Source organism: Pseudoalteromonas sp. ATL1 (assembly GCF_058933015.1).
In genome coordinates, this window is the sequence record NZ_JBZYXL010000002.1 from 569244 (window position 1) to 589956 (window position 20713).

1 protein-coding gene is annotated in these 20713 nt (G+C 47.0%); it reads left to right on the top strand.

From position 1 onward, the window contains the following. Positions 1-18 precede the first annotated feature (18 nt). Entirely contained in the window at positions 19-20334 is a 20316-nt protein-coding gene (locus tag AC5FX4_RS20690) for an amino acid adenylation domain-containing protein (protein WP_493608308.1), read from the top strand. The last annotated feature ends 379 nt before the right edge of the window (positions 20335-20713 follow it).

Genomic DNA, 20713 nt, shown 5'->3' on the forward strand with positions numbered 1-20713 from the left:
GTTTTACTGAGATAAACCATGAAAGACAAACAAGATACGATGACCCCAAAACAACGCAATACAGCAAAAGAAATTGCAATCGTTGGTGTATCGCTACGCTTCCCCGGCGCGAACAGCAAAGAGACGTTTTGGCATAATTTGACGAATAAGGTCAGCAGTATCAGCGAAATTCCGGCGTCACGTTGGCGCTGGCAAGATGACTTCGACCCTACCCCTAAAAAAGACGAGCAAAAAATTATCAGCAAATGGGGCGGATTCATCGACAACATGGATGGTTTTGATGCCAGCTTTTTTGCCATTTCGCCAAAAGAAGCGCAAAGCATGGACCCACAGCAACGCCTAAGTATGGAGTTAGCGTGGCAATGTTTTGAAGATGCGGGGTTGTCTCCAAGTACGTTTAAAAACACAAAAACGGGTGTGTATTTAGGCTGTAGTAATACCGACTACCAAGAACTTGCAACGGGTAACATTGACCCACATTTTCTGACCGGTATGTCCACAGGCGTGTTCGCTAATCGTATTTCTCACTACTTTAACTTACAAGGACCAAGCGAAACCGTCGACACAGCTTGCTCTTCTTCTCTCGTAGCGCTTCATAAAGCGGTCAATGATTTCAAAACGGGTGAAATAAACGCAGCATTGGTCGGTGGCGTCAATTTACTGATCACCAAAAGTCGTTATGTGTCGTTTAGTAAACTTGGCGTGTTGTCACCACAAGGGCGATGTAAAACGCTTGATGCAGACGCTGACGGATATGTGCGTGGCGAAGGCGTGGGTATGGTATTACTTTTACCGCTGGAACGCGCACTGGCAGAAAACTTAACAATTTATGGTGTGATCAAAGGCAGCAGTGTGGGTCATTCGGGCCAAACCAACACCTTAACGTCTCCGAACCCATTTTCTCAGTCTCGCGTTATTCAAGAAGCCATTGATAACGCAGGTATACACTCTGATGATTTGTCGTATGTAGAGCTTCATGGCACGGGCACGCGTTTGGGAGATCCCATTGAGATCCAAGGCCTTAAACGTGCGTTTCGCGCGACTAAATCGAACAAACGCCAAAGTAATACCTGTTACTTAAGCACCGTTAAAACCAACATTGGTCATTTAGAGTCAGCCGCTGGGGTAGCGGGTATTATCAAGGTGCTGTTAAGTTTTAAGTACCAACAGATCCCACCGCTGCAAAACTTTGAAACGCTCAACCCAAAAATCTCCTTGAACAAATCGGTATTTGAATTAGCCACAGAATGTGTGCCTTGGCAGAGCAACAAAGATAAGGTTCGCATTGCGGGTATCTCTTCGTTTGGCTTTGCAGGCGTTAATGCCCATGTGATTTTGCAATCACCTCCCACGCAAAATACTCAACAAATACAATTAAATTCCCCTGTAACCATCGTATTATCGGCTAAAAATGCGACGAGCCTTATTGCGCGTGCCAAGCAATTACACACATTTATTACAGAACAAAAATTAAGCGAAAGCACATTAACAAGCCTTGCTTATACTTTGCAAGTCGGTCGTGAAAACATGGCCCACCGCATGGGATTTATGGCCGAGTCAATGCAAGATGTCGTTGCTCAGCTCTCGTTGTTTAGTGAAAACCAAACAGGCACTTGGCAGCAAACCAAAGTAGATAAAGACAACACGCCACCAGAATCGCAAACAAGCAGCAACGACCTGCTTGCCCAGTGGCTGGCCGGGCACAACGTGAACTGGCAATCACTTTACGACGCTGGGTTTCCTCAAAGGCTATGTCTACCCGGTTACCCTTTTGCGCCAAAGCGCTATTGGATTGAGCAAGCAAGCACACAAACGAAGACCGCCATGTTACATCCGTTACTTCATCAAGCCCTGCCGTGCTTTGATGGATTGCTGTTTAGCTCAACGTTTACCGGAGACGAGTTCTTTTTAGCCGATCACCAAGTTCAAAATGAGCGAATTTTACCTGGGGTTTGTAGCTTAGAAATGGTCCGTGCGGCGGTTGCGCTGTCTCACGATTTAAATGATAGCCATAGCGTTTTTATTGAAAACGTGAAGTGGCTGCGGCCAATCGGTATCAAGAAAAACGCTTCCATCGAGCAAGCCACGCTTTACTTATCAATAAAAGAAACGGATAACGCGCTGGCGTTTGAAGTTTATCAAAAGTTTCCTGATGGCCAACAAACCTGCGTTACTGGAGAGGTGATTATCAATGAGTTATGTGCACCTCACACCTCGTTTGACCTGAACTTCGAATTAAATAATGATGCTAACAAAACACTCTCCCACTTAGCGATTTATGAGGCGTTTAGCAAAGTAGGCATCAACTACGGACCAAGCTTTCAAGGTTTACAGCAAACTGCACAATATGGTGATGTCGCCATCGCGCAGGCCAAAGTGGCGGCATCTTATTGTCAATCGTTTGCCTTGTCGCCCGCTGTGCTGGATGCCGCGTTGCAGTCATTGATTGTATTTGCGCCGGATCAGCAAGTTGCATTGCCATTTGCTACGCAGCGCGTCACGTATTTTAACGCAAAAAAACTGACTGAATTGGCGCCTGATGAGGTGAAGGTAAAAGTAACCCAAACGAGCAAAACAACTGACAATACACAACGGTTTGATCTCGACGTGTGTGACACAAACGGCACTGTACTGGTTCGTATTGAAGGGTTTTCAACCCGCGCTCTGCCTATTCAGGCGCAACCTATTCAGGCGCAACCCGCCCAAATTCAGCCCACTCAAGAGGCAACGGCCACAGCGCAAAGCCAAGACACCTTGTTGACGTTGAAGCCTTGTTGGAGTGCATGCAACCCAATAACACACAGCACTAAAACGGCGAATCACTGGCAATACTTTGGCCCCACGCATTTGCAACCTGATTGGATAACGCCCGAAACTGACGTGCCGCTCAACAGCACACATTTACTGTGGGTTGCGCAAGAGGACTATGCGCAACCACTCACATTGTTTAATCACTTAAAGTCCTTACTTGCGCAAGGTCTAGATTTAAACTCGCTGTCTATCACGTTAGTTACCATACAAACACAATCGGTTTTTGGTGAACACGCTCAGGCCCAAGGTGCAGGATTGATTGGTCTGCTACAAAGTGTGGCGCAAGAATATCCTCGCTCGACGGTTCGCATCATAGATCTCACACAGCACGCTGATATTCCATCAGAGGTCACTCAATTAACACCTGGGTTTTATGCCCTGAGAGATGCTCAGTGGTACAACTTTAGTGTGGCAACCCACCATTATCTCAACACACCAACCACCCGCTATAAACAACAGGGGACTTATTTGGTGCTCGGAGGTGCAGGCGGTTTAGGCCAAGTGTGGAGTGAGTGGATGATTAAGCACTATGATGCACAAATTATCTGGCTTGGGCGTCGTGCGGCCAATGACGAAATTACCACCGCTATTTCTCGCCTTGCAAAGCTAGGCAAAGCCCCCGTTTACATGCAATGTGATGCCGCTGACAAAACGGCGATGGCGCAAGTGCTAAAAAACATTAGCGCCAACGTTGGCGTGCTTAACGGTGTGGTGCATTCAATTTTGCATTTAGAAGATCAGACGCTTGCAAACATGAACCAAGCGCAGTTTCTTGAAAGTTACAGCGCAAAGCAACAGACCGGTGAAGTCGTACTTGACCTATTCAGTGAAGCTCAGCTCGATTTCTTTTTATTCTTTTCATCCATGCAGTCGTTCTCGCCTGCCCCTGGGCAAAGTAACTACGCAGCGGGATGCACTTATCTAGACAGCCTTGCACTCAAGTATCGCAACAGCTGCCCTATCAAAATCGTGAACTGGGGATATTGGGGCTCTGTTGGTGTTGTGCAGGATGCGTTTTATCAAAACAAAATGCGCGCAGTTGGAATAGGCTCGATTGAAGCCGACGAAGGCATGACTGCGCTGCAACAATTTATGGACTCAAGCTTATCTCAAGCGGGGATAATTAAAATACTGCCAGCCCAGTTTAAAGGCGAGTTTAACCGGCAAAGTTACAGCGCCAGCGGCGCACAAAGTGACTTTGCATGCGCACCATCGTTACCGCTGCCCGCTATAGAAAACAGCAACGCCCAGCCTGATTTAGCTGCGCTTTGTGCAGCTTTACATAAAGCCCGCTGGCAACAGCCCGATGCACGAGCGCAAGCCCTTCGCAAGTTACCTGCCTATTTTCAACAATGGTGGGCGCAAACTCAGCACTATTTAGAGGCCAATCACCTTCTTCAAAACGGTGTACTCAGCGATAAATATACCAGTGCGTGCGAGCCACAAAATACGCCTACTGATCTGCTAAGCAACTGTTTAGCAAACCTCCCCGCTATTTTGTCTGGCGACATAAAAGCCACCGATGCGGTTTTCCCTAATGCTTCTTTGGCCTTAGTTGAAGCTGTTTATCAAAATAACCCCATTGCGGATCATGCCAATCAGGTTTTGATTACCCAGTTACAGGCATACCTCACTCAAAAACAGCTCAAATCTGTCAGAGTACTCGAAGTAGGTGCAGGCACCGGTGGTACAACCCGCTCGGTTTTGCCAGCCCTTGCGCAATGGCAAGTGGAAAAATACGCCTATACCGACTTATCTAAAGCATTCTTCAACCATGCAAAGGCTCAGTATCAAAATGACTACCCGTTTGTTGAAACCAAGTATTTAGATATCAGTAAGCCCCTAGCGGCTCAACACATCGACATTGGTAGTTACGATGTGGTGATTGCAACCAATGTGTTGCACGCTACGGCCAACATTGAAAATACCCTACAAAACGTCAAAGCCTGTTTAAAAACCGGGGGCTTATTGCTTATCAATGAAGTGGTGCAAACCTCACTCTTCACGCACCTTACTTTTGGGTTACTCGAAGGGTGGTGGCTAAGCGAAGACAAGCACCTACGTTTAGCTGGTTCGCCCATGTTGTCGATAGCGACTTGGCAACACATGCTCAGCAAATTGGGATTTACAACGCAAACGGCTGCCGATAGCCAATGCCCACAGCAAATATTTTGCGCATTAAGCGATGGGCAAATTACCCAGCAATGCGCTGCAAAATCTCCAAAACCGGTTAACACAAAACAACTCACACAAAATATGGCAAACAAGCAGCAAGCGACAGAACAAGCGCAAACATTAAACACTCACAATACACACGTTGATGAAAGTACCATCCATGACTTTGTGCAAAATGCGCTTTTTGACATTGCCAGTACAGCGCTAGGCATGCCTGCATCAGAATTAGATGCGGACGAATCATTTGCCGACTATGGCGTAGACTCCATTTTGGCTATTCAAATGCTGGATGATATTAACGCTAAGTTTGAGCTTAATTTACCCGCCACCTTGTTGTTTGATTATCCATCGATTGAGGCTTTGGCCACTCACATCATTCAAGCCCATAAAAACAACGTGATTGCGTTGATGCCAACGCAGGCAACTCAAACTCAACAAGTGCACGCGCATGTTCAAGCATCGACAAGTAACGATGCGCGCAGTTTACGAAAACACACGGCACATGCAGCCCCCTCAAAACAAGAGGTAACAGCATCAAGCTCACAGAGCACTCAAGATAAAATAGCGATAGTCGGCATGAGCGGCCAATTTGGCGACGCCGACAACGTCGATGAGTTTTGGTCGATGCTGGTCGAGAAAAGAACTTCGGTGAAGGAGCAAACTCGTTGGAGTAACAGCAAGTTAAATAACAAAGAACTAAGCTGGAGTCGTTACGCAAGTCTCATTAATGACATCAGCTTATTTGACGCGCCATTTTTCTCCATTACACCGCAAGAAGCCATGTATATGGACCCACAGCAACGACTATTTTTGCAACAGGCATACAAGGCGCTCGAAGATGCCAACATGATCACTCAGGTATCAGGGCAAAATGTAGGGGTTTATCTAGGTTGTGCGCAAAGCGATTATGCAGACATGGCCGACCGTGACGCACCAGCACAACTGTTTTGGGGTAACGCGGGCTCAGTGATCCCAGCTCGTGTATCTTATTTTTTGAACCTCAAAGGCCCAGCCCTTGCGATTGATACCGCCTGTTCTTCCTCTTTAGTTGCCATTCACAGCGCCTGTCAGGCACTGAACAACCATGAAATATCCAGTGCGCTGGTCGGCGGTGTAGCCACCTTATGCACGCCAAAATTTTCCATTTATGCGGGCAAAGCGGGCATGCTCAGCCCAGATGGTACTTGCTATACCTTTGATGATCGTGCCAATGGTTTTGTGCCCGGAGAAGGCGCGGGTGTATTGGTACTGAAAAGATTGGCCGATGCTGAGCGCGATAATGATCACATCTATGGCGTCATACTAGGCTCTGCGACCAATCAAGACGGTACCACCAGCGGGATCACCGCCCCCAACTCACTATCGCAAGAACAGTTACACCGCGATATATACGCCCGTTTTGATATAAAACCCGATTCAATTCAAATGATTGAAGCGCACGGCACAGGCACCAGATTAGGCGATCCAATTGAATTTCAGGCCCTCACACGCACCTTCCGTGAGCATACGAATAAAAGCTCGTTTTGCGCACTGGGCTCAGTGAAAACTAACATTGGTCATTGCCTCACCGCCGCAGGTGTTGCTGGCGTGATCAAAGCACTGCTGGCAATGAAGCATCAAACCATTCCTGCGTCACTGCATTTTGAACAGGGTAATAGCTACATCGATTGGCAAGACTCGCCCTTTTTTGTTAATCAAAACGCTGTGCCATGGCAAGCTGAGACCAACCAAAAGCGCCGTGCGGCAGTCAGCTCGTTCGGATTCAGCGGCACAAACGCCCATGTGATTTTGGAAGAATATCAAGCAAAGCCAGCGCAAAATTTATCGCAGATCACATCACCCGTGGTCATCACACTCAGCGCAAAAAGCCAAGATGCGTTGATAGACAAAGCCAAGCAGTTACAAGCTTGGATACAACACGAGCAACTCGTTGATACGCAACTCGCAGCATTAGCCTATACCTTGCAAAGCGCCCGTGAAGAAATGGACCACCGACTGGCTTTGTGTGCCAGCTCAGTGGCTGATGTACAGAAGCATCTGGGGCAATTTTTAAATGACGCTCGCGGCAACTATAAACAAGGTGAAGTAAAGCAAGGCAAAGAGATTTTAAGTGCGCTTGATAGCAGCGATTTTGCGCGCTGGATTGAGCAAGGCGCGCTGAATAAGCTTTTAGCACTTTGGGTGGTGGGTGCCAACATCGACTGGACTTTGTTGTATGGCGAACAACTGCCTGAGTTACTGCGTTTACCCACTTACCCGTTTGCTAAAACATCGTATTGGTTACCAACTAGCGCAGCAACACACAGCGAAGCTAAACCGATTTCGCAAGAAAGAGAACCTCAGGCGCACACCGTGCTCGAGTTCAATGTGCAAGGTGATGATACAATTGCAGTGTGCACGCCCTCTTTTGCTGCGGAAAACCCAGTCCAAGCCCAACCGACGACAGCTCAGCCAACAAGGGTCCAGCCAACCCTGTTACATTACACACCCAATTGGATGCCCAAGGCGTTAGAATCAACGGCCCACAGTGTGCCAAACCGACATGTAGTGCTCATTGGCAATGATCTGGCAGAGTCTCTTTCGATACCGTCCACATGCCTTGTCAGCACTAAGCCAAGTATCGAGGCGCAACTTGAAGACTATACCAACCAGCTTGTCGCATTTTTTAACCAGCTCGACACGCACACCAATGGTGGCACATTGATCCAAGTCGTTATTCAAGACCAAACAGGCTTACTATCAGCAATCAACGGCGTACTCAAAACCGCAGCGATTGAATATAGCCACCTTAAAACTCAACTGCTCATCGTTGAACATAGCAATAGCCTAGCGCCATTATTAGCGCAGGAAGCCGCACAAGCAGATGAGTACATACGCTATCAAGGTGACCAACGACACGTGCTCAACTTTGATTTACTGAGCACTCATCCGCTAAACACTAATTCGCTCGGTACTGGTTTACAGGCGTCAAACGGCGTCCAGACAAACTCGCTGCCTTGGAAAGAAAATGGTGTCTATGTGATCACCGGCGGGCTCGGCCAGCTAGGTCAAACCTTTGCAAAAGAGATAGTCAAACACACATCTCACGCTCAGATAATCTTTGTCGGGCGACGCGCACTTAACGCAGATATACAAAACCAAATAGATGCGCTGAAAAGTGGCACTACACAGCTTTGTTATATGTCGGTTGATATTTCAGACAAAATTGCCGTCACACAACTATTTACTGAGTTAAAAACCAAGTATGCGCAGATCACGGGGATAATTCACAGTGCAGGGGTTATTAAAGATCAGTTGATCAGCAACAAAACAGCGCAAGAGGTCGCGCAAGTATTTGCACCAAAAGTGGCAGGCTTAGTGGCACTAGATGAGGCAAGCAAGGCATTTGATCTGGACTTTTTTGCCTGTTTTTCATCAATTGCCGGCGTGTTTGGCAACATGGGTCAGGCCGACTACGCCTGCGCCAATGCCTACATGGACCGCTTTATGGCCAACCGACAAGTGCGTGTACAAAAAGGTGAACGCTTTGGCTTAAGCCTCTCTATTAACTGGCCGTTTTGGTCGCAAGGTGGTATGCAAGTCGACTCACTCACCCAGTCTTTCTTACACGCACAGGGCATTGAGCCGCTGTCAAATGCACAAGGTATTGATGCCTTCTATCGTATTTTTGCGCTCGCGAGTATTCCAAGCCAGCACTGCTTTTTATTTGGTGATACGAATAAGCTCACCAAGTTATGGCATGGAAAAACGCTGCAAGCACCGTCGAGTTTAACAACCTCACAACTGGGCAAAAAGCGCACCCAACTCACGGCCTACATTAAGTCTGTGATTGCAGACATTACTAAAATTGACAGCCAAGATTTAGACGAAGACGTGGATTTTAAAGACATGGGCTTTGATTCCATTATGCTTATGTCGGTAGTGCAAAAGCTTGAATCTGATAACTTTTTAGATATTGATGAGCTACCACCCACCTTGCTGTTTGAGATAAGTACCATATCGGGTCTCAGTGACTACTTAGCACAACATCAAGTATCCCCCGCGTTGCAGGCACCCGCAATTGAGCGTGAGCAACCAAGTATAAGCGCCCTCATGCCACTGTCTAAAGCGCAACAAGGTTTGTGGTTGCTACACAAGCAAAATCCAACCTTGAGTCACTATCACGTTCCCGTAGTATTTGAAGTGAACAGCCTTGATGTGCCGTGCATGCAAGATGCACTCAACTGGCTCACTAAAAAGCATCCTATTTTGTCACTTGTCATGTCAGAGGTTGAGGGTTTACCACAACAACAAATCACAGCTCTTACGCCAACGCTTGAAAAACAAACGATGATAGTTGACTCAAAAACTGCGCTCGTGGAACTTATCAATCAAGACCTTAAAAAGCCGTTCTCACTCGATGATAAGGATGCGCTTTCACTGCAAAGCCAGTTGCTGTGGCGTGCAAAATATTGGCGCGTGCAACACGCTGCGCGAACATGTGATGTGATGGCACTGACATTTCATCACCTGATTATTGATGGTGTGTCAGCCACTTTGCTACTTGAGCAATTATGGCAAGCCTACAATGCACGCGTGTCAGGGCAAGTTTTAAGTGAACCACAACCCGATTTTGGCTTTTTTGCCTACCTTGATTGGGAAAAACAAATGTTAAATGGCCCGCATTGTTCTGTGTTAAAGCACTACTGGCAAACACAATTGCAGGGTGAATTACCTGTGTTGGCGCTACCGCAAAAACAACAACCAACGGGTGTTCAAAAACTGGCCAAGCGCATTGAACTTCCGATCAATAATGTGCAGGTCGAAAAAATTAACCAGTACTGCAAATTGCATGCGATAAACCCTGCGGCATTTTTCCTGTCGGCATTCCAAACGTTATTGAGCGCAAAAACGCACTCAAACGATATTATTTTGGGCGTGCCGGTTTTGCATCGTCCAAGCAAAGAAATGAGCAATGCCATGGGGCTGTTTGTTAACCAGCTGCCTCTGCGCACCCAACTTAACTTGCAGTGCTCTTTTGCAGAATTAGCCAAGACCAACCAAGGCCAGTTGCACGACTTAATAAAACACAGTAGTTACCCATTCCCTGAAATTGTTAATGCCCTTCAAGCACCAAGGGCCATGCACAGTCATCCTATTTTCCAAATGGGTTTTGCCTATCACAATTTCTTAACGCCGGACTGGGTTGAGGCTAATCAGGCACTTGTTGAGTCACTGTGGCGTGAATGCCTGCAAGAGCCTGAGTTAGACTTGAGTTTAGAAGTCACCCCGTTACCAAACACCTTTAACATGGCGTTTAAATTTGATGGTGCCATTTACCCAAGCCATGTGATTGACGCGTTAGCCAAAGACTATTTGGCACTGCTCGACGAAGTGATGTTGAACCACAATCAAAAGCTTGATGAATTGCGCCTCTTTGCACCCGTTCAGGTCAGTGTTCAGCCTACTCGTCAAAATCATGCGCAACAACACACGTTAGTTGAGTTATTTGACACACAAGCGCTGAAACACCCAGAACGTACAGCGGTCTGTTTTGGTATGCAATCCATTAGCTATAAAGCATTGCACGACAAAGCCAATGGCTTTGCCCACACTCTGCGCGCACACCCCGAGTTTAAGCAAGATACACAAAACCTTGTTGCTCTGTGCGCTCAGCCTTCTATTGAGCTTATTGTCGCTATCTTAGGCATTCTCAAAGCAGGCGCTGCCTATGTACCACTGGATGCCAATTCACCTGCGGCACGCATCAGTCATATTTTGCAAGATGCACAGCCTAGCCTTGTTGTACTGGGGGCTGATTTACCTCACGCTCAAACGATTGAACATCATCAAGTTATCAATCTACAAACGGCACTTTCTGGGCATTCTCATGTCACCAATATTAATCACGCTGCCAGCCACGATTTAGCCTATATCATTTACACCTCTGGCTCGACGGGTAAACCAAAAGGCGTACTTGTGGAGCATCACAGCGTGTGTAATTTGTTTGATAACACGCGCGCTTTATTTGGCTTTAATGAGCAAGATACTTGGTGTTTATTCCACTCTTATGCATTTGATTTCTCAGTGTGGGAGATCTTCGGCGCACTACTGAATGGTGGCAAGCTGCTTATTCCTGATGAATTAACACGTAAAGAGTCGGCGCGCTTTGCCCGTTTTGTTATAGATAACCAAGTAAGCATTTTAAATCAAACTCCTTCAGCGTTTTATCCGCTTATGGACGAATTGCTTACCAACACAAATGGCAGCAACGCCTTACGTAAAATTATTTTTGGTGGCGAAGCGTTGGATTTAAACAAGCTACGCCCTTGGTTTGAACACCCTATGCCTGCCAAACAGCCAGAGCTTGTCAACATGTATGGCATTACCGAAACCACGGTGCATGTGACCGAGGTCACGATTGATACCAATCTGGTAAGTCATCACAGCAACCAAAGTATCATAGGCCGCCCCTTACCTGGTTACAGCATCCATCTACTCGACGCGCAATTAAACCCGGTTGTTCAAGGACAAGTCGGTGAAATTTATGTTGGCGGCTGTGGTGTAACGCGCGGGTATCATAACCAAACAGCGCTCACCAATGAGCGCTTCATTAACCATCCTTGTGGTCAGCGACTTTACCGCTCGGGTGACTTGGCACGTTTAAATGACACGGGGTTGTTTGAGTATATCGGCCGAGCAGACGAGCAAGTGCAAATTCGTGGCCATCGAATTGAACTAGGCGAAGTGCAACATGCGTTGCAATCTCTTAGCTATATCAGTGATGCCTATGTGACGGCGGCACACAAGCAATTAGGACAAGTACTGGTTGCTTACCTCATTGCGCCTGAAGCGGTGCCTACAACTCAGGTACGTGCAGATCTATTAGCCATGCTGCCTGACTATATGGTGCCAAGCTACTTTATATATGTGCCTCACTTGCCACTGACAGCAAACGGAAAAATTGACAAACAAGCGCTGCTTCAGCAACTACCTTTCAACCAAACAGTTGAAAAGCCTCTAGCAAACAGCGCGCTATTGCGTACTGAAAGCGACCCTGTTCTTGTTAGCAAGCAACCGACCGCCGCGCAATCAGGCCTACAAACGGCCATTACCCAAATTTGGCAGCAAGTATTAGAAGTAGAGCATGTTGACGCACAGCTGCCATTTTTTGAGGCGGGGGGTAACTCCCTGCTCGCCAATGTGCTCAGTGCTAAATTTAAGTCGCAGTTAGGTATCGACTTTCCAATTACGCAGATTTTCCAATACAGTACCATTGCAGCAATGACTGAGTATGCCAAGGGGCTGCAACAGAACAACACAATCATGCCAGTTGAAACGCCAACGTCGACCTCAGCCGTAACAGAACAAACACAAAATGTGGCGGTGATCGGCATGTCATGCCAATACCCCGATTCGCCCGATCACCGAGCGTTTTGGCATAACCTTGTAGAAGAAAAAGACTTGATCAAGCGCCTGAGCGAGTCGAACGAGCAAGGTGATATTACTTGGCTTGATTCATGGATAGACGGGCAAGATCACTTTGACCCCGCGTTTTTTAATATCAGTGAAAAGAACGCCAAAACCATGAGCTACTCGCAGCGGCAGCTACTCATGCACGCTTGGAAGGCGATAGAAGATGCCGGTTACCGCCCAGAAAACATGCCAAATACGGGGGTATATGTATCCTCTTCGCTTACCGATGGCCCTGATTTAAACCTGCAAGATAAATTCAAAGACGGCCAGTTTGTCTTAAATGCACATGATTACGTGGCATCAACCATCAACCAACCAGGCACGTTACCGACCACCATTTCTTATCACCTTGGGTTTAACGGTCCAAGCTTATTCGTGCATTCAAACTGCTCATCGTCCATGTCAGCCATTGCATTGGCATGCAGTGCACTTAAAGCCAAAGAAATAGATTACGCCATTGTAGGTGCCGCTTGTTTATACCCGCAGCACTACACGGGTTACCAGTATGAAGCGGGCCTTAACTTTGCTGGAGACGCGCGCTGTAAAGTCTTTGATGAAAAAGCCGATGGTATGATTGGCGGTAGCGGTGTGTCGGTTATTGTATTAAAGCGTGCCGACGATGCAACACGTGATGCCGATCACATTTACAGCTTGATCAAAGGCATTAAAATAAACAATGACGGCAAAGACAAAGCGGGCTTTTTCGCACCGGGCACCCAAGGACAAATGAGCGTGATTGAACAAACGCTGCAAGCGGCCAAGGTGTCACCTGCGTCAATTAGCTACGTGGAAGCCCATGGCACAGGCACCGCGCTAGGCGACCCGATTGAGTTTTCATCGCTGCAACAGGTTTACCAAAAGCACAGCAACGATAAACAGTTTTGTGGCCTTGGCGGCGTAAAGTCAAACTTAGGGCATACTGATACGTTAGCGGGCTTAACAGGCCTCATCAAAACGTCTTTGGCGCTGCACCATAAAAAGCTACCGGCGTCTTTGCACTATACAAACGCCAATCCGCACATTGAACTGGCTCAGTCACCCTTTTATATCGTTGATCGCACTATGGATTGGCAAACACCGTTACTGCCAAGACGCGCCGCGGTCAGCTCATTTGGCATTGGTGGTACAAATGCCCATGCGATACTTGAAGAAGCACCGAGCAACTTTGCAAACGCCGCACTTGCAGATACATTGTCGGCGCAGCCTTCAATCATTGTACTTTCGGCGCAAAGCCCAGAAGTACTGGTAAAACAGGTTGCTCAGTTAAAGCAATATTTGGCAGCACACCCTCTCACCGAGCAACAACGCGTTTGCCTTGCGTACACATTGCAAACGGGCCGAACTGTGATGCCGGTGCGCACAGGTTTTGTTGTTAATTCAATTAGTGATTTACAAGCCAAGCTGGATGACTACTTAGCATCACCAAACTTTGTGCAAGCAAGTGACGAAGCAGCAAAGCACAACACGAATCAAGAAAGCTTAACTACTCTACTTGAGCACGGTCACTTCGATACCCTGTTGGAAAACTGGCTAGAAAATGGCGATAGCAATTGGGACTTTTTATACCAAGGCGCTAAGTTGACGAAGCTAAGTTTACCCACTTACCCATTTGCACTTAAAGCCATGCCGCTCGCCCATGCGCAAACAGCCATAGCGCCACAGCAAAGCAGTGCTAATCAAGTCAGTGACGGCACATTACTATTCAAAACGCCTCAGTGGGTAACTAAGCCACTGAATGAAACAAGTGATGTTGCTGCGTCAAATAACGATGCCCACCATGTGGTGTTGTGTGATATGCCATCAATCGATTTACCGAACGCGACAATACATAAACTGCAATCTCGCCACTTTGCCATTGAGCAAAAAATTAGCGATTTTGGCGTTCAGTTAGTTGAACTTATTCAGCGCCTAGCCAGTACTAAACAGCCAATTAAACTACAACTGATAGTGGCGGACAATGGCTTTGAAGATACTTTGGGTAACCTATATTGCTGTTTTCACGCGCTACTTAAAACGGCGAGCCTAGAATGCCAAGCAATCAAAACACAATTGTTGATCTTGAATGATGGCTGCGCGCACCAAGCAACGCAGATCGCGGCAAACATACAGGGCTTTGAAGATGCGGTTGTGCGTTATCACCAAGGTAATCGCCAAGTATTGCAGTATCAGCTCACAGCTGAACAAACCGCGATGTCACCATTTAAGCCCGGCGGTGTTTACCTTATTACCGGTGGCTTTGGTGGAATTGGCCGGCACTTTATTCAAGATTTAAACAGCAAACCAATTAATAAAACCGTGATTGTGACTGGCCGAAAGCCGTTATCACACCCAGATGTACAAGCGCATTTGCGTGACTTAAAGCACGCGAACACGCAATTGCAATACCGTGCGCTAGATGTATCACACAAAATGGATGTGCTGTTATTAGTGCGAGACATTCTCGCTGAGCACGGCACATTGTCGGGGGTTATTCATGCTGCTGGCATTGTGCGCGACACGCTTTTAAATAAAAAAGACGCCGAAACCTTTAAACAAGTATTGGCCCCTAAAGTCACGGGCGTTGTGGCGCTAGATGAAGCAACGCAAGACATACAACTGGACTTTTTTGCCTGTTTTGCAGGGCTCAGCGGCATCAATGGTGCACTCACGCAAATTGATTACGCCACTGCCAACGCCTTTTTAGACAGCTATATGCACCACCGCTGCGCACTTGTAAAAAGCGGGCAGCGCCATGGCTTAAGTGCCAGTATCGACTGGCCATATTGGCAAGATGGCGGGATGAAAATTAATCCTGACTTTGCCAACATCCTCAGTGATACAGGCTTTGCTCCGATGCCCACTCATTTAGGCATTGAGGCGTTTAATACAGCCATACAGAACCCACAAACCTTGGTTGAATTTACGCAGCACAAGAGCGCAAACGCAGCAAAAAGCGAAACACGTCAGTTAGCGCAATTTGCAAATAGTGCAGCCTTAGAGCTTGAGTTACAAAACGGCCTTGCAGACATCGCAGCCAACATTTTAGGTGTTGAAGTGAATGCGCTCGACCCAAACACTGACTTGGGTGATTTGGGGGCTGACTCCATTGCCTTTATCACTTTTATCAACCAAATAAACAGTCAATATCAGCTAGCACTGTCGCCAAGCGTGCTGTTTATGCATTCAACGCTGAACGGCCTAGTGCGCCATATTATTGATGAGCACAGCGATAAACTGCTTAACCAGCAAAGTGATGTTGCACCATCGAACAATATTCAAAGCAATGAATACGCAGCAAATAACAACGATGATCGTATTGCCGTTATCGGTATGAGCGCACAATTTCCAAAGGCCAATAACCTCGAAGAGTTTTGGCAAAACCTACTTGATAAACAAGATTGTGTGAGTGAATTTAACTGGTCAGGTGGCCCATTCCCCAATGAGATCAACTGGCTTGGCCGTCTTGAACGAAATCAAACGTTTGACCCGTTGTTTTTCAATATTGCGCCCGCCGAAAGTGAACGCATCAAGCTGCAAGAAAGCTTATTGATGACCCATGTGTGGAAGTGTATTGAAGATGCCGGTTACGATCCCAAAGCACTGGCGGGCACCAATACTGGATTATTCATAGGCTGTCAGGCAAGTTACCACGATGGCCTTGTAACCTCTGCGGCCTATGCCCCTAATCGTATGAGCTACTTTTTGGATTTACATGGCCCGAGTGAAGGCATTGATACCACCTGTTCGTCCTCGCTGGTCGCGATTCACAAGGCAATACAATCCATTCGCAGTGGCGAATGTGACCAAGCGATTGTGGGTGGCGTGAATGTTATCGACTCTCCCGTGGCATCGTTAGCAATGCATGACATCGGTGCATTATCGCCAACTGGTCGCTGCAGAACCTTCTCATCCGCAGCAGACGGCATCGTGCGTGGAGAAGGCGTGGGTATGATTTTTCTGAAAAAGCTATCGCAGGCAGAACAAGATAACGACCCAATTTACGGCACGTTGTTAGGCTCCGCCATCAATCACGGTGGTAAATCGCAAGGCTTTACCGTGCCTAACGCAAAAGCGCAAACAAGGTTGTTACAGCAAGCTTGGAAAGACGCCAATATAAACCCCACCACGCTGAGCTATATTGAATGTCACGGCACGGGCACCTCGTTAGGGGACCCCGTTGAACTAGACGCACTTAAAGCGGCTTATAAAAACGCAGCGACTGACTCTATAACCTCACACCACTGTGCGCTTGGCTCGGTAAAAAGCAATATTGGTCATCTTGAAATTGCAGCGGGTATTGCAGGTGTGATTAAGGTGTTGCTGCAATTTAAACATCAAACCTTAGTGCCATCGTTACATGTGGATGAACTAAACCCCTATTTAGCAATAGAAAACTCTGCATTCAAAGTGCAATCTGACACCACACCATGGCACAGTGAGCAGCCACGCAGAGCGGGCGTGAGTTCATTTGGGATAAGCGGTGTTAATGCCCACTTAGTGTTAGAGGAATACTCCGTTCAACAATCACAGCGCGCGCCGATACATGACCTAAGTGGTGATGCGCCCGCGCATGTCATCACATTATCTGCCACCAGCAAAGCCACGTTAAAACACAAAATGCACGAGCTAGAAGCGTATCTTGAAGCACATCCAAACACCGCACTGTCGTCGCTCGCTTATACCCTACAGGTTGGCAGAACGGCACATCAATACCGCTTAGGTTGGACGGTGTCTTCCATTGAGTCGTTACAACAACAGCTGGTACAAACATTGGCGTGCGATGAGCTTAGCTGTCACGCGGTGAAAGGCTCTAAAGCGCCTACGCTTGACGATCACAATGCGCAAAAACTGCAACATCACCCTGAGGCGTTACTGCGTTTTTGGCTAGAAGGTAAAGGCGTAAACTGGCAGTTCCTCTACACAGACAAACCCACTAAGTTACATCTGCCCACAACGCCTTTTATTGCTGCTGAACAAAAGCCGCGTGTAGCAAACCAAACTCAGGTTCCATGGTTGCTACTCAACAATCAGTGGCAAGCACAGTCGCTCACATGCCCGACAGATTGGCAATCACAACTTGAGCACGTACTGGCTAATAAAAAGGTGCTGATCGTTGCCGAAAATAACAAGCGCCAAGCGCCTCTTTTAACCAAGCTAAACAATGGACACGTTGAAACAGTACTGTTTGCTCAATTAGATACGCTAAAGTTCACATCAGACACACTCCCCGATGTGGTGTTTTTTATCGGTGAACAAGCTCATTTCGAGTCAGTGCAAAAACGTATTCAACCGCTGTATACCTTTATGCAGGCCATTTCGCCGTTTGATAAACATGCCATGCAGTTGTTTTACGCTCAACCTATGAGTGGTAAGCATAGCGCGCATGACGACATCAGCGCATTGCTTAGAAGCTACACCATGCGCAACTCATCTCATAGCTGGATCTTCATTGCATTTGCAAACAACGCGGAAAATTGGGCCGACAAACTACTTCAAGAGCTGATTTGCCCAATTTTGAACGGTGAAACCTCGCAGCCCAATCATATTAAATATCAAGATGACAGACGTTTTGCGCAGGCCTTGCAGCAATGTGATACGCCTGCACCAACGCACGTTCAGTTCAAACAAAATGGCGTTTACTTAATTGCAGGCGCGTTAGGAGAACTTGGTTTAGCGCTTTGCACACAGCTGTTGCGTGAATATGATGCCACTCTCGTACTGCTTGGCAGGCGACAAGAACCTGACTGTGCGGAAGCGCTTGCAACACTGCGCGCCTTAAATAAGGGCCACGTACATTATCTCTGCGCCGATATTGCATCGCAAAATGACCTCAACAGCGTTAAGCAATTTATTGACGACAAAGAGTTATCTTTGAACGGACTATTTCATCTTGGTACGGTATTTACGTCTGACGAAAATAGCTGGGACGATTTTGAACACGCCATGCAAGTAAAAGTGCAAGGCTCACTGTGCCTGGATAACACCTTTGCAGACGCTGAGCTGGATTTTTTTGTGATGTTTGCCTCCATGGCGGTGTTTGGTAGTCTCAATCACCTGTCGTACTCGTATGGCAATGGCTTTCAAAACGCCTTTGCTGCCGAGCGCCAACAAGCAGTTAAGGCAGGTGAAAGACACGGCAAAACACTGGCCATAAACTGGGGGTATTGGCACTCAGACGACCCAGTTAAAAGCATTGAAAATAGCTTTGCGCAAAAGAAGGGTTACCAGCTAATCAATATGCCAGAAGCGTTTGCACTGATGCAGTCTTTGCTCAGCTCAGAATATACTGCGGTTGGCGCATTACTAAGCCAAACACCAGATAAAATTTACCAAAATACGGCAAGACTATTAACGCGTAAAACCACGCTTGGTGAAGCAAGTGCCTTGCCCAAAAATCTGGCCATTGATAGCGTTGAGCACGCTGACGTGCGAAGTGCGGTGATCCACGTGGTGAGTAATGTGATTGGCGTACCCGCCGATGAGTTAGACCTTGATTGCGACTTGTATGAATACGGGTTTGACTCAATCTCCCTGCTCAAAACCTTTGCGCAATTAAAGGCACATTTAAGCATTGAACTGCAAGCCGATGCATTCAAAAATATGAACACCATTGGTGCGTTTATTGATGACATTGAACGACTTGCCCAAGTGCAGCAAAACGGTCAACAACTTGAAGTGCAGCCGCAGCCCGACTTTATTTTGGATGCAGGTTTTACCCCCAAGACAAACACCACGGGTTTACATAATGCATTTGAGGGTGAAGTAAAATCAGTGCTACTCACTGGTGCAACGGGCTTTTTAGGTAGCCATATCTTGCAGCAGTTATTGGATGAAACCAACGCGACCATGTATTGCTTGGTGCGTGCAACATCATTAAAACAAGCGAAACAGCGCATTGTACAAGCCGCTAAACGATACAAGTTAAAAATCGATATGACACGTGTGGTACCGCTGATTGGCGACATGGAACAAGCGCAACTGGGGCTGTCTGATAAAAACTGGCACAAGCTCTGTGCGCAAGTACAGCACATTGTTCACACCGCCTCCTATGTGAATCACATTCAACCTTATTTTGCGTTTAAAAAGTCGGTTGCTGGGACGAATCAATTGCTTGATATCGCCACAACTCATTCGCTGAAAATGCTCCATTTTGTATCGAGCACAACGGCCAGCACGCAAATCAAGAATTCGCATTTTTCGGTCAACCCTATTGAAGACTTTATTGAAGTGGAAGATGCGCAGCTTATTTGTAGTGGCTATGGCCAATCTAAATGGGTGCAAGAAGAAAACATCCGTCAAGCTGCACAAGCAGGCGTGCCCTATACCATTTATCGCTTTGCGCAAATATCGGGGTCATCAAAAACCGGGATTGGCAATACAAATGATATCTTCCACCGTATTTTAAAAATGCTGCTAAAAGTGCCCGTAAAACCCGCTCAATCACCTTATTTACTTGATATTATTCCAGTAGATAAAGCAGCAACCGCCATTGTGCGAGGCATGAATGATGAGAAAAAACGCAATACCGTCTTTCATGTCGCCAATGCTGAACCACTGCCAGTCGACACTTTTTACAACTTTGCTGAAACACAGCACTGCGCCCATAAAGCCGTTGATAAAAAAGAGTTTATTGCAGCTTGCAACGCGTATATTGAAAGCTTGGCTCAAGGCAATGACAGGATCATTATGCAAGGGTTACTCACCGCAAGACCCGGCTATGATGAATACCTATTCGAAAGCTACCTTATGCCCATGTCGCCCTACAATAAAGACAATTACCTGTCGTTACTCGCCAACTATGAGATCAACGCCATAGACTGGCGCGACTTGTTTGGCACCTACTTCGAACAGTGGCACACCGACAAACACTACGCCGATATTTGGCAATCACGTTGTGAACCTAGCAAAGAGTAAACGCCCCGACCCAAGCGTCTCAATTTATGCACGAGTGTAATTGAGACGCTTGATTGGGCGTGTTGGTAAACCAATTAGTTCATATGAACTGTTGGGTGTAGGAAAGGGAGTAGTTTATTTAATGGTTGGTTGAGCTGTGTGATCAACCGATGGACAAACTCACTTTTGGACAGAGATGAGTCAGAGCCGAAAGGACGGCGCAGTGCCAGTATTGGACCTTGAAGCGTAACTACTTTCAGCCTCTGTCCGCTTCATTTGAGCTAGAAGCGCTGATGCCGTCAATTTTCGATAAAGCCATTAAGGTAGAGCTTTTGTGATGACTTTACCTGCTCTCACCTTGGCATACGACGTCAGTGTTTCAATGTCTGGAGATGACTAT

What these genes read in the sequence shown, in the direction of transcription:
- AC5FX4_RS20690 (WP_493608308.1), top strand. Translation starts at nt 19, where the DNA reads ATGAAAGACAAACAAGATACGATGACCCCAAAACAACGCAATACAGCA.